Source organism: Methylobacterium sp. C25, from assembly GCF_021352225.1.
GTDB lineage: Bacteria > Pseudomonadota > Alphaproteobacteria > Rhizobiales > Beijerinckiaceae > Methylobacterium.
On sequence record NZ_JAAUVI010000007.1, the window covers coordinates 15,796 to 28,504 of the forward strand.

The 12,709-nt window shown below is 65.9% G+C and carries 14 protein-coding genes; 10 read left to right on the plus strand and 4 right to left on the minus strand.

What is annotated here, in order from left to right; genetic code table 11:
- Positions 1-111 precede the first annotated feature (111 nt).
- The 4 genes from HCU64_RS16935 (at position 112) to ldtR (ending at position 4,053) form a co-directional block, all read left to right on the plus strand.
- Positions 112-1,419 (plus strand): MFS transporter, encoded by a 1,308-nt coding sequence (locus HCU64_RS16935; RefSeq protein ID WP_233385307.1) that lies wholly within the window; start codon positions 112-114, stop codon positions 1,417-1,419.
- Between the two features lie 105 nt (positions 1,420-1,524).
- Entirely contained in the window at positions 1,525-2,790 is a 1,266-nt protein-coding gene (locus HCU64_RS16940) for an arsenic transporter (protein WP_233385308.1), read from the plus strand.
- 225 nt (positions 2,791-3,015) lie between these two features.
- Positions 3,016-3,252 (plus strand): hypothetical protein, encoded by a 237-nt coding sequence (locus tag HCU64_RS16945; RefSeq protein WP_233385309.1) that lies wholly within the window; start codon positions 3,016-3,018, stop codon positions 3,250-3,252.
- 288 nt (positions 3,253-3,540) lie between these two features.
- Positions 3,541-4,053, plus strand: coding sequence for a transcriptional regulator LdtR (ldtR, locus tag HCU64_RS16950; RefSeq protein ID WP_233385310.1), 513 nt, complete (start codon positions 3,541-3,543; stop codon positions 4,051-4,053).
- Positions 4,054-4,191: 138 nt separating this feature from the next.
- On the opposite strand, the gene pqqA (HCU64_RS16955) is transcribed toward ldtR, so the two are convergent.
- Positions 4,192-4,281 (minus strand): pyrroloquinoline quinone precursor peptide PqqA, encoded by a 90-nt coding sequence (gene pqqA, locus HCU64_RS16955; protein ID WP_147048147.1) that lies wholly within the window; start codon positions 4,279-4,281, stop codon positions 4,192-4,194.
- A 64-nt stretch (positions 4,282-4,345) separates the two neighbouring features.
- Positions 4,346-4,435: a pyrroloquinoline quinone precursor peptide PqqA gene (pqqA, locus tag HCU64_RS16960; protein ID WP_147048147.1), complete on the minus strand. Its 90-nt coding sequence runs from the start codon at positions 4,433-4,435 to the stop codon at positions 4,346-4,348.
- 435 nt (positions 4,436-4,870) lie between these two features.
- Here pqqA (HCU64_RS16960) and HCU64_RS16965 point away from each other — a divergent pair, with 435 nt between their 5' ends.
- The 3 genes from HCU64_RS16965 (at position 4,871) to HCU64_RS16975 (ending at position 6,970) form a co-directional block, all read left to right on the plus strand.
- Complete coding sequence (locus tag HCU64_RS16965; protein WP_233385312.1) at positions 4,871-5,290, plus strand: EF-hand domain-containing protein; 420 nt, start codon at positions 4,871-4,873, stop codon at positions 5,288-5,290.
- A gap of 157 nt (positions 5,291-5,447) precedes the next feature.
- Entirely contained in the window at positions 5,448-6,125 is a 678-nt protein-coding gene (locus HCU64_RS16970) for a metal ABC transporter permease (protein WP_233385314.1), read from the plus strand.
- 203 nt (positions 6,126-6,328) lie between these two features.
- Positions 6,329-6,970: a L,D-transpeptidase gene (locus HCU64_RS16975; RefSeq protein WP_233385315.1), complete on the plus strand. Its 642-nt coding sequence runs from the start codon at positions 6,329-6,331 to the stop codon at positions 6,968-6,970.
- 82 nt (positions 6,971-7,052) lie between these two features.
- Here the strand turns inward: HCU64_RS16975 and HCU64_RS16980 are convergent, their stop codons facing one another.
- Both HCU64_RS16980 and HCU64_RS16985 read right to left on the minus strand, forming a co-directional pair.
- Positions 7,053-7,547 carry a CinA family protein gene (locus HCU64_RS16980; protein ID WP_233385316.1) on the minus strand — a complete coding sequence of 165 codons (495 nt, stop codon included), beginning with the start codon at positions 7,545-7,547 and terminating at the stop codon, positions 7,053-7,055.
- Positions 7,544-8,842 carry a bifunctional 2-C-methyl-D-erythritol 4-phosphate cytidylyltransferase/2-C-methyl-D-erythritol 2,4-cyclodiphosphate synthase gene (locus HCU64_RS16985; protein WP_233385317.1) on the minus strand — a complete coding sequence of 433 codons (1,299 nt, stop codon included), beginning with the start codon at positions 8,840-8,842 and terminating at the stop codon, positions 7,544-7,546. The genes HCU64_RS16980 and HCU64_RS16985 overlap by 4 nt, the downstream gene beginning before the upstream one ends.
- Positions 8,843-8,953: 111 nt before the next feature.
- Here HCU64_RS16985 and dusB point away from each other — a divergent pair, with 111 nt between their 5' ends.
- The 3 genes from dusB to ntrC are packed head-to-tail and all read left to right on the plus strand — an operon-like array spanning position 8,954 to position 12,605.
- On the plus strand, positions 8,954-9,985 hold the full coding sequence (gene dusB, locus HCU64_RS16990; protein ID WP_233385318.1) for a tRNA dihydrouridine synthase DusB: 1,032 nt from the start codon (positions 8,954-8,956) through the stop codon (positions 9,983-9,985).
- Between the two features lie 5 nt (positions 9,986-9,990).
- On the plus strand, positions 9,991-11,124 hold the full coding sequence (locus tag HCU64_RS16995) for a two-component system sensor histidine kinase NtrB (RefSeq protein WP_233385319.1): 1,134 nt from the start codon (positions 9,991-9,993) through the stop codon (positions 11,122-11,124).
- 23 nt (positions 11,125-11,147) lie between these two features.
- Complete coding sequence (gene ntrC, locus HCU64_RS17000) at positions 11,148-12,605, plus strand: nitrogen regulation protein NR(I) (protein WP_233385320.1); 1,458 nt, start codon at positions 11,148-11,150, stop codon at positions 12,603-12,605.
- Positions 12,606-12,709: the final 104 nt, after the last annotated feature.

Genomic DNA, 12,709 nt, shown 5'->3' on the forward strand with positions numbered 1-12,709 from the left:
GCTCGTCGTGGAAATGCGGAACCGAGTCGGACCAGACGCATTTCCAGCTCGGCCTCCTGGGACCCGTATTGGTTGTAGGGAGGCCTCCCGACCGGCCGGAGAGCGACCAAGATGCGTGAGAGCGATGCACCGGCCGCCCCGGCACGTCGGCCGTCGGCGCGATCCCTGCGCGGGCTCGACGCGATGAACTTCTTCCTCGCCGATGTGCGCGACGGGCTCGGACCGTACCTTGCGATTTACCTCCTCGCCGTGCGCGGACCAGACCAGGGATGGAACGAGGCCACCATCGGCCTGGTCATGACGATCGCCGGCATAGCCGGGCTGATCGCGCAGACGCCGGCCGGGGCGCTGATCGACCGGACGAACCGCAAGCGCGCCGTCGTGATTGCCGCGGCGGTCGCGGTGACCCTGAGTTGCCTGGCGCTGCCTTTCGTCTCCAACTTCTACCTCGTGGCCGCAACGCAATCGCTCGCCGGGATCGCCGGGGCGATCTTCCCGCCGGCCATTGCTGCGATCACCCTCGGCGTGGTCGGTCCGAACATGTTCTCGAAGCGCGTCGGTCGCAACGAAGGCTTCAACCATGCCGGTAACGCGGCCTCGGCGATGATCGCGGGCGGCAGCGCCTATTTCTTCGGCCCGATCGTCGTGTTCTGGCTGATGGCGATCCTGGCCGTTGCCTCGATCGCCGCGACGCTGATGATCCCCGCAGCGGAGATCGATGACGATCTGGCGCGCGGGATGGACCATGCGGAGGGCCAGGAAGGCGCGGACCAACCCTCCGGTCTCGCGGCATTGTTGCAGAATCGGCATCTGATGCTGTTCGCCGGACTTTGCGCGGCCTTCCATCTCGCCAATGCAGCGATGTTGCCCTCGGTGGGCCAACTGCTCACCAAGATCTCGGGCAAGGACCATGCAACCTCGCTCATCGCGATCTGCATCGTCGCCGCCCAGCTCGTCATGGTGCCCGTTGCCGTCTTCGTGGGGGCCAAGGCGGACATGATCGGACGCAAGCCGATCTTCCTCGCCGCCTTCGGCTTCCTGGCGATCCGCGGCGTACTCTACGTATTCTCGGACAATCCATTCTGGCTGGTTGCCGTGCAGTGCCTCGACGGCATTGGCGCGGGCATCTACGGCGCGCTGTTCCCGCTCGTCGTCGCTGACCTGACCCGCGGCACCGGACGCTTCAACGTGGCTCAGGGCGCGGTCGCGACGGCCCAGGGCGTGGGGGCATCGTTCAGCGCCACGCTTGCCGGTGTGATCATCGTCGCCGCTGGCTTCTCGACCGCCTTCCTGGTGCTCGCCGCCATCTCTGCCGCTGGCTTCGTCGTGTATCTCACGCTGATGCCCGAGACCCGCGGCTACGTACCGCCGGACAGACGCATGGCGATCTCGACACTCAGCGTTCCGACCGTCGCCTGACGCGCTTCCCTCTTGATCGATTCCGTAGCTGGGCATTATCCGCCAACGGGCAGAAGGTCGCGTCTCGGCCAACATCTGCCGATCCCGCGAAAGCTTCCCGGACTGATGAGCGCGTTGAGCTCGACACCCAACCTCGCCGCCTGGGCAATCGCCGGGCTGGCGACCCTCGGCGTGATCCTGCGCCCGTTCTCCTGGCCCGAGGCGATCTGGGCGGTGGTGGGCGCGGTGCTGCTCGTCGCGCTGGGGCTGTTGCCCTGGCAGGCGGCGCTCAACGGTGTCCTGAAGGGTACCGACGTCTACCTGTTCCTCGTCGGCATGATGCTGCTCTCCGAGATTGCGCGGAAGGAGGGGCTGTTCGACTGGCTGTCCAGCATTGCCGTGCGCCACGCCAGGGGCTCGGCGACGCGGCTGTTTCTCCTCGTCTACATCGTTGGCACGGTGGTGACGGTGTTCCTGTCGAACGATGCCTGCGCGGTGGTGCTGACGCCGGCCGTCTATGCCGCGGCCAAGGCCGCGCGGGCCGAACCTTTGCCCTACTTGTTCGTCTGCGCCTTCATCGCCAACGCGGCGAGCTTCGTACTGCCGATCTCGAACCCGGCCAACCTCGTCGTCTACGCCGCGCACATGCCGCCGCTGCCGCAATGGCTCGCCCGTTTCGCGCTACCCTCGGCGCTGGCGATCCTCGCCACCTTCGCGATGTTGCGCATCAGCCAGAACAGGGAGCTGAGGCGGATAAAAGTTGCCACTGACATCGACCCGGTCACGTTGTCGGCCACCGGCAAGGTCGCCGGGTTCGGCATTGTCGCCACGGCATTCGTCCTGCTCGCGGCGTCCGCGTTTGGTCTCGAGCTCGGCTTGCCGACCTTCATCTCGGGGCTTGCGGCGACGCTCTTCGTCCTTGCCATCCGGCGCGGCGGGCTCGTCGAGGTGGTCAAGGACGTTTCATGGAGTGTGCTGCCATTGGTGGCCGGCCTGTTCGTGCTGGTCGAGGCGCTCGACGTCACCGGCGTCCTTCGGATGATCGCTGCCGCGCTCAAGGCTTCTGCTCAGGGCGCGCCAGAGGCGACGGCCTGGGGCGGCGGCGTGTTGGTCGCGGTGCTGTGCAATCTCGTCAACAACCTGCCGGCGGGGCTTCTGGCGGGCGCCGCCGTTCAAAACGCTGACGTCTCTGACAAGATTGCTGGCGCTATCCTGATCGGCGTCGACCTCGGGCCGAGCCTCTCCGTCACCGGCTCACTCGCGACGATCCTCTGGCTCGTTGCGATCCGCCGCGAGGGAGAGAACGTCGGTGCACTCCGCTTCCTCAAGCTCGGCCTCCTCGTGATGCCGCCGGCTCTCGTGCTGGCGCTGGTCGGCCTGCTGCTGGTGTGAGGCTGCCTCACCCTTTGGGAAGGCCGGCTATTCGATCCGAGACCTGCGCTTCGCGATTGGCCCTCGGCCAATGCGATGTGCTACTTCCGCCAAGTCTCCGGCGTCTGCTCGATCGATGCGACGCCACACCTTTCCGACGCAGCCCATCCTCACCGGAGAGCGGGCTTCGATGAGCCTCCGCCTTGTCGACGGCAGGGCGCGCCGACCGAGTACGAAAGTCCACCGATGACCACCGAGGACCCGACCGCGAAGATCCCCACCGAGGACCGTGCCGAACGCGCCCAGCGCCTCGCACGCGATGGAGCCCAGGCGATGGCGGATCATGTGGCGCAGATCAAGGCGGTCGACGAACGCACGGCCCGGCTGCGCGCTCTGCGCCTCGCCAAGGAAGCCGAAGAGGCCGCGCTTGCGCCCGCGCCGACGCCGCCCAAGCCGAAGCGCAAGCGCGTCGTGAAGGCCTGACCCGATTGGTTTTCGCCGCCTGGAACGGCGGCCAATAGATAAGCCGCAGCTTTCGCCCCGGCGGCGCAAGTCGAGCCTGCGCGCCTGCCCGGTATTCTTAGCGGAAGCTTGGCGGATAGCCCTTCGCATTGGTAAATATCGCGGATTTTACTGCGCATTTACCTCGGCAGGTAAATCACAAATTCATCTTGTCGCTTAAATCGGCTTTCATTCGTCTCCGCCAGATTGGCTGCATAAGCGGTGCCGACGAAGAACGGCACACGGCAGAACAGAGCAGTGAGGCGTCAGATGAAGTCCCAGGCCGCGAGGATCGTCGAGTCCGACACCGCACCGGAAGCCGCCCCGGCGACCGGCTCCTACCTGGAGGCGCTTCATCTGGTTGAGCGGCTGCATCGCCGCCTGCTCGACGTGATCAAGGACGAGTTCGAGCGGCGCGGCCGCGAGGACGTCAACAGCGTTCAGGCCCTGCTGCTCTACAACATCGGCGACAAGGAGCTGACCGCGAGCGAGCTGCGCTCGAAGGGCTACTATCTCGGCTCGAACGTCTCCTACAACGTCAAGAAGCTGGTCGAGGCCGGGTTCCTGCATCACGCCCGCTCGAAGCTGGACCGCCGCTCGGTGCGGATCAGCCTCACCAACAAGGGGCACGAGGTCCACGAGATCATCCGTGGCCTCTACGAGAAGCATGCCCGCACGATCCAGCCGATCGGCGGCATCTCGACCGACGATTTCGGACGGCTCAACACGGCGCTTGGCCGGCTCGAGCGCTTCTGGACCGACCAGATCCGCTACAAGCTCTGACCCTTCGGCGCGCCTAAGACAGCGAAACGGCCGGGTGAGTGATCACCTGGCCGTTTTGTTGTTCAAGCACCGAAATTAAAAAAGGCGCCACCCCTTCGGGTGACGCCTCCAGAACTCGTCGAGTCCCGAAATACGACCTTAGTTGAAGGTGTCGATCTCAGCGGACTCGTAGCTGGTGACTTCCATGCCGACGCAGACTTCCTGGACGACGGGGGCAGACCACTTCATGACGTTTCTCCTGAATTAAAAGGTTTGTGAGAAGGCTATCGACCGAGATCAGCTTTCGCCGATCTTAGTTGAAGGTGTCGATCTCGGCGGACTCGTAGCTAGTGACTTCCATGCCAACGCAGACTTCCTGAACGACCGGGGCAGACCACTTCATGACCGTCTCCTTCGTGTTTCGATGACCCTTAGATAGCCGATCCATTGGGCGCAATTCAAGCGGGCGCTGCACTTATATTTCTCATAGAACATTTAGGAATTTCTCAGGAAGCGATCCAAGAGGCGTTCTGCAAATTCTCGCGCTCTCAGAGGGGGTTGGCTCCTGCACTATCATTCCCAGTGCCGGCTAATCGGAGCCACGGAAATGGCTCGATCCAGCCCGTCCGAGGACAACGTCCGCGGGCTCGTTCGGTTGCGCCCGCGAAGGCCAGCGGACTGATGAGAGGACAAGCTTGGCTAAATGCGCTTGTTCCCTTGACGCGATTGCCAAAAGCTCCCGATATAAGATTCCGCGTTGCAACACGTTGTGGTGTCCCGTGCCGTGTTCGCTCTGCCCTCACCACGTTCGAAGATTGACCCGTAGGAGACCTCGATCATGACCGTTTCGACCCGCGCGACCGCGCTTCTCGCCGCCGCTGCGTTCCTCCTGCCGGTGGCTTCCCTGAGCCCTGCTTTCGCCAAGGGCGCCGGCGGCAGCGCGATCATCAAGGCCGTCGACACCGACAATGACGGGACCATCGACCTTAAGGAGGTTCAGGCTGCGGCCTCGGCTTCGTTCGACGCGCTCGATCCGGACAAGGATGGCACGCTCGACGCCAAGGAGCTGAAGGGTCGCGTGAAGCCCGCCACCCTCAAGCAGGCCGATCCGGACAGCGACGGTACCCTCGACAAGAAGGAGTTCCTTGCTCTCGCCGAGTCGCTGTTTAAGGCTGCCGACCCGGATAACGACGGCACCCTCGACGCCAAGGAAATGAAGAGCCCGGCCGGCAAGGCTCTGGCCAAGCTGCTCAAGTAAGTTTGCAACATGGGCGCCCGATCGGGCGCCCATGTCTTTTTCAACCTGTCACGCTGAGTGCAAAATAAGAAGCCTTGAGCGTTATTCGATTGCGCGCAAGCTTGTCGGCCCGGTTCCTCGCCCCATAACTCGGCGATACGAACAGGGAGACAACGTCATGAGACGCCTCACGCTTACGGCCTTTGCGGGATTTCTAGCCCTGACTAGCGCCGGTCTCGCGGCCCCCGAACTCCAGCGCGTCCGCGGCACGATCGAGAGTGCCGATGCCGGTTCGGTCGTCGTCAAGACGGCAGACGGCGCTTCGGAGACGATCGCAATTTCGGGCGCGAAGTTCGCCTGGGTGGTCAAGTCCAGTCTCGACGAGATCAAGGATGGCGTCTTCATCGGCACGGCGACCAAGGGCGACAATCCGCCGACCGCGTTGGAGGTGGTGCTCTTTCCCGAATCCATGCGCGGCACGGCCGAGGGGCATTATCCCTGGGATGAGATCGTCGATACGACGGCGGGCGGCACGAAAACCAAGAGCTCGATGACCAACGGCACGGTGAAATCGAGTTCCGCTGGGGCGCCCAAGGTGAAGAGCTCGATGACCAACGGTACGGTCAAGTCGAGCGCCGGCGAGAGTGGCGACAAGACGCTCACAGTGACCTACGACAAGGACGGCTCGAAGACGATCACCGTCCCAACCAAGGCGCCGATCGTGGCCTTCGAGCCCGCTGACAACTCCATCCTCAAGCCTGGCAGTAAAATCTTCGTGGTCGCCGCCAAGGACGGTGGTAAACTCGACGGCAAGCTCGTCGGCGTCGGGAAGGACGGTCTGACCCCGCCGATGTAATCATCCCCCAGGATGAAGTCCGACTACTGAGACGCTGTGCGGCACCGGGGCTCGCCCCGGTGCCGTTCTTGGGAAAGGGCTGGCGGCCGAGGGACTTGCGCCGGTCGGCTCGCCCTTGTGGGTGCCGCGAGATTTCGCGGAACCTCGCGGCTTCGGCGGCGTAGTCTGTGAGGCTTAACCGTTCCGGTTGCGAGGCCCCCCTCATGCGTGCGCCGTTCCTCCCCCTGCTGTCATGCATTGTGCTGGCGGCTTTCATGGCCCCAGCCTCGGCCGAAGTCCGTATCGACGTCGACAAGTCGAGCCAGCGGATGTCGGTCACCGTCGATGGACAGCCGCGCTACACGTGGCCAGTCTCGACGGGCGTTTCGGGCTACGACACTCCGAGCGGAAGCTACAAACCGTTCCGGATGGAGCCGAATCACTTCTCGCGCGAGTTCGACAACGCGCCGATGCCGCATGCGGTGTTCTTCACGCAGATTGGCCACGCCATTCACGGCACCAATCAGGTCCGCAGCCTCGGGCGGGCCGCATCGCATGGATGCGTACGTCTCTCGCCGGGCAATGCCGCGACTCTCTACAGCCTGATCAAGTCGCATGGCATGGCGAATACGCGGATCACGCTCGAGGGCGACGTTCCCGCAGCGGTTGCCGGCGGCGGGCGTGATCGCGGCTTCCGCACCGTACGGCAGAGCCGCAGCTACGACGATGACGGCGACGTCATGCCGGCGGGCATGCAATCTGGCCGCTCGGCCGGTTACCGCTCCTCTCCCCAGCTACGGCAGCGCTCATACGATCCGTTCGGCGACCGAGAGTATGGTCGACGGGACGTGTTCGGCGATTATTGACCCAAGCCGGCCTCTTCGGATTCGCGTCGATGCGGTGTGACCCGCGCCTCGCGGATGCCAGAGGCAGCTGCGTGTCGGGTGTTCAGGTCAGCGCGCCTTCGAGAAGACCGAGGGCATCTTCGACGGCGCGGCGCCGGATTTTTCCGCGCGCCTCCGGCCCGTAGCGGCGTTCGAGATGACGCGTCCCGCCGTTTCTCTCGGCGAGACCGAAATGCACGAGCCCGACCGGCTTGTCCGCTGTTCCCCCGCCCGGTCCGGCAATGCCGGTAATCGAGACCGCGACATCCGCGCGAGAGGCTGCGAGAGCGCCCTCGGCCATGGCGACAGCCGTAGGCTTGCTGACAGCTCCGTGGGCTCGCAGCGTCGCCTCGGGCACGCCGATGAGCTCCGTCTTGGCCTCGTTCGAATAGGTCACGAATCCACGCTCGACGACCGCGGAAGAGCCGGCGACGGCCGTGAGCAAGGCGGCGACCAATCCACCCGTGCAGGATTCGGCGGTGGCAATGCGCCGTCCCGCCGCCTGGTAGGCCCTTAGCAGCGCCTCGGCGCGGGCCAACAGGACGGCGTCGTTGATCACGACTGGCGGTCGGTCTGCTCCGCCTCGGCGTCGAGCTCGGTGAGGATCTCGGGCAGGCGAACACTGGCGGCGGCCTGCGCGGCGAGGCCTTCACCTCGGCCGACGAAGCCGAGCGTTTCGGTGGTCGTCGCCTTGATCGAGACGCAGGCGACCGGGATGGCCGCGATCTCGGCGATCCGGGCGCGGATCGCGTCGCGGTGCTTGCCGATGCGCGGCGCCTCGGCGAGCACGGTGATGTCGAGATGGTCGATCTTGCCGCCCCTGGCCCGGACCAGTTCGACGGCATGCGCCAGGAACTGGTCGGAAGCCGCCCCGCGCCACTGCTCGTCGGAGGGCGGGAAATGCGTGCCGATATCGCCATCGGCGATAGTGCCGAGCAGTGCGTCGGTGAGAGCGTGCAGCACGACGTCGCCGTCCGAATGCGCGATCACACCGCGGTCGGCCGGGATTTTCACGCCGCCGAGCCAGACGTGGTCGCCCGGTCCGAACTTGTGGACGTCGAAGCCGGTGGCGAGGCGCGAGACGAGCGAGGTCATGGGGGAGACCGATACAGCGCCGGCGCCCCGCGAGAAAGAGCGATCGGCGTCGATCAGGTCACTCGGCTGCGTGATCTTCCTGTTCGCGGCATCGCCCTCGAACACGACCACGGACAGGCCGGCCCATTCGGCCAGCGCGCCATCGTCGGTGAAGCCGTCTTGGCCCTGATCGGCAGCTCGGCGATGCGCGGCAAGGAGCGCCGAATAGCCGAAAGCCTGCGGGGTCTGCACCGCACGCAGCGCCTCGCGAGCCGGGGTCTCGTGAACGCGGCCGATCCCCGGTGCGATCGGCTCGACCAGCTTGATCGTGTCGGTGACGGCCACGCCCGGCACCGCAGCACCATGCTCGCGGCCAGCCTGGATGGCGCGGTCGACCAGGTCCGTCGCCACATAGGGGCGGGCAGCGTCGTGGACCAGGACCAGGCCCGGTGTCCCGCCGCTGGCGCTCAGCGCCTCCAGCCCGGCGCGGACGGATTGCTGGCGCGTGGCGCCCCCCTGCACGGGTTCGGAAAGCTTTTTGCCGAGATCGGATGAGAGATCGGCGAGGCATTCGCGGTAGAACGCGGCGGCATCGGGCGCGATCACGGGTTGGATGCGGTCGATGCCCGGATGGCCAGCGAGCGCCGCCAGGGTTCGCGTCAGGACGGCTTGGCCTCCAACCCTGCGATACTGTTTTGGCAGATCGCCGCCGATGCGCAGGCCCTTGCCGGCTGCGACGACCACCGCGGCGGTCATGGGCCTCGCGGCGGGGTCGGACATGGGGCCTCTGCAAAGGGGTGGAAGTCGGGTGGCTCATAAGCGCTGCCCAAGACGAAGGCAAACCGAAGAACCCGCTTGCCTTCGCCGGCTTTTGTCTATTTATTGTGCAGAATGTTGGCTGATCATTATTTAAGCGTTCTGAGGGGCGATGGCGACCCGGCCGAGGGCGTGCCGGTGCTGCTGGCGCCGCTGTCCGGTGTCACGGACCTGTACATGCGCCGGATCGCGCGGCGTCACGGTGCCACCGCTGTGGTCTCAGAGATGGTCGCCGCCGCTGAGCTCGCACGCGGCGATGCCGAGTCGCAGCTTCGCTCGGAGGGGGCCGGCGTCTCGCCGCATGTCGTCCAGCTCGCCGGTTGCGCGCAGGAGCCGATGGCGCGAGCCGCCCGCATCGCCGTGGAGGCCGGCGCCGACGTGATCGACGTGAACATGGGCTGTCCCGCCAAGACGGTCACAGGCGGCGCGGCGGGCTCTGCCCTGATGCGCGATCTCGACAACGCGGAGCGACTTCTCGGCGCGGTGCGCGATGCCGTCGACGTTCCGGTTACGGTCAAGATGCGGCTCGGCTGGGACGAGGCGAGCCTGAACGCCGCCGATCTGGCCCAGCGTGCCGAGCGGCTCGGCCTCAACGCGGTCACGGTTCACGGCCGTACCCGACAGCAATTCTACAAGGGCAGCGCCGATTGGTCGGCAATCCGCGCCGTCGCCCAGGCGGTGAAGATCCCCGTCTTTGCCAATGGCGACATCACGAGCATCGATGGGGCCCGTGCCTGTCTCGCGGCGTCGGGCGCGGCCGGTGTGATGATCGGTCGGGCGGCACAGGGGCGGCCCTGGCTCGTTGGTGCGATCGCCGCCGCTCTTGCCGGTCAGGCGCGGCCCGAGCCGTCGCGTGCGGAGCGCGCGAGCATTGCCTGCGAGCATTACGAGGGCCTGATCGCGCTCTATGGGGCCGCGATGGGGGTGCGACATGCGCGCAAGCATCTGGCTTCCTACGTCGATCACGCCGGACCGGGCGCGCTTGCCGCGCCCGAGCGCGCGCGTCTGCTCACGACGACCGAGCCAGCGGTAGCGCTCGAACTCCTGCGCCGGGCCTTCCTCGATCCGGACGGCTCGGCCCTCGAATCCCTTGGCGAGGCGGCATAGACGCGATGTCAGGCGAGAGCGGCGTCTTCCCCATCGGCGGCCTCAGTTCGGAGGCGATCATCAATGCACTGCCGCTGCCGGTTCTGACCGTCGGCGCCGACGAGCGAATTCTTCACGCCAACCACGCGGCGGAGACCTTCTTTGACGCTTCGCTGCGCCTGATGAAGCGCGGCCGGCTCGGCGACATCTTCCCCTTCGCCTCGCCGATCATCGCCCTCGTCGCAGAGGTGCGGAACCGCCGCTCCAGCGTCAGCGAGTACAGGGTCGAGCTGATCCAGCCACGCACAGGTCTGGAGCGCAGCGTCGACGTCTTCGCCACGCATCTCGGCGACGACGGCGACAACGTCGTGCTGATGCTTCAGGAGCGCACCATCGCCGACAAGATGAACCGGCAGCTCACCCATCGCGGCGCCGCCCGATCCATGGTGGCGCTTGGCGCCATGCTCGCACACGAGATCAAGAACCCGCTCGCCGGCATTCGCGGCGCTGCCCAATTGCTCGAACAGTCGGGCGTCGAGGAAGACCGAGTTCTCACGCAGCTGATCTGCGACGAGTCGGACCGGATCGTGCGCATCGTCGAGCGCATGGAGCTGTTCGGCGACGAGCGCCCCGTCGAACGCGGACCGGTGAACGTGCACGGCGTGCTCGATCAGGTGAAGCGTTCTGCCCAATCAGGCTTCGGGCGGCACATCCGTTTTCTGGAGAACTACGACCCGTCGCTGCCGCCGGTGCTCGGCAACCGCGACCAGCTCGTCCAGGTGATCCTCAATCTCGTGAAGAACGCCGCCGAGGCGATCGGCGCGGACACCGTCGAGGGTGAGATTACCCTGTCGACTGCCTACCGCACGGGTCTGCGCCTGCAGGTGCCGGGATCGCGCGAGCGCGTCAGCCTGCCGATCGAGGTCGCTGTCCGTGACAACGGACCCGGCATCTCGGCCGAACTGCTCCCGGACCTTTTCGATCCCTTCGTGACCACGAAGGCGCAGGGATCAGGCCTGGGTCTTGCATTGGTCGCCAAGATCGTCGGCGACCATGGGGGCATCGTCGAATGCGATCCCATTCCCCGTCGCACTGCCTTCCGCATCCTGCTGCCGATGTCCAGCGCCCGAGACGGGCGTGCATCGACGGCGGAGCCGTGAGTTCGGAGCCCGAGTAAAGCGAAATGCCGAACGGCAACATCATCGTCGCGGACGACGACGCAGCGATCCGCACCGTACTCAACCAAGCCTTGTCCCGCGCGGGCTACGAGGTGCGCTCGACGGGCAATTGCGCGACGCTCTGGCGCTGGGTGGCGCAAGGCGAAGGCGATCTCGTCATCACCGACGTGATGATGCCCGACGAGAACGTGTTCGACCTGCTGCCACGCATCAAGCGCGTGCGGCCCGAACTGCCGATCATCGTGATGAGCGCCCAGAACACCTTCATGACGGCGATCCGCGCTTCCGAGCGGGGTGCCTATGAGTATCTGCCCAAGCCCTTCGACCTGAAGGAACTGACGGCGATCGTCGGGCGCGCGCTCTCGCGGCCCCGCGGCACGCCGGCGGCCGGCGTCGCACCCGAGAACGACGACATCCCGCTCGTCGGCCGCTCTCCGGCAATGCAGGAAATCTACCGGGCGCTCGCTCGGCTGATGCCGACGGATCTCACCGTGATGATCACCGGAGAGTCGGGTACCGGCAAGGAGCTGGTGGCCCGTGCCCTGCACGATTACGGCCGTCGTCGAGCCGGCCCCTTCGTGCCGGTCAACATGGCGGCAATCCCGCGCGACCTCATCGAATCGGAACTCTTCGGCCACGAGAAGGGCGCCTTCACCGGTGCGTTGACCCGCTCGGCCGGACGCTTCGAGCAGGCCGAGGGCGGCACGCTCTTCCTCGACGAGATCGGCGACATGCCGATGGAGGCGCAGACCCGCCTTCTGCGCGTGCTGCAGCAGGGCGAGTACACCACGGTCGGCGGCCGCGTCCCGATCAAGACCAATGTCCGCATCATCGCGGCAACGAACAAGGACCTGCGGGTCTCGATCCAGCAGGGCATCTTCCGCGAGGATCTCTTCTTCCGTCTGAATGTCGTGCCGCTGAGGCTGCCGGCATTGCGCGAGCGCGCCGAGGACGTGCCTGATCTGATCCGGCACTTCTTCGTGCTGGTCGAGCGCGAGGGCCTGACCCGCAAGACACTCGACGGCGACGCCATGGAGCGGCTCAAGCGCTACCGCTGGCCTGGCAACGTGCGCGAGCTGGAAAACCTCGTCCGCCGTCTTGCCGCACTCTATCCGCAGGAGACCATTACCGGCCCGGTCATCGAGGCCGAGCTCGATACCCTGCCGCTGATGCAGTCCCAGGCGTCTGGCGCAAACGGCCGCAAGGCTGCCGAGAACGAGACGCTGTCGGGTGCGGTGGAGCGCCACCTCTCCGACTACTTCTCAGGCTACAAGGACACGCTACCGCCGCCCGGCCTCTATCACCGCATCCTGCGGGAGATCGAAGGCCCCCTGATCGGCGCGGCTCTGGCCGCAACCCGTGGCAACCAGATCCGCGCGGCAGAGCTTTTGGGCGTCAACCGCAACACCCTGCGCAAGAAGGTGCGAGATCTCGACCTGCAGGTATTTCGCACCTCGCGCTAACCTGGCGTCACAGGAGAAGTACGGATGGGCGTCTCGTGATTGGGGCGGCCGATTGCCCGATTCGTATTAATTTCGCCACACTGTGATGGTCCTGCATCAGCCAT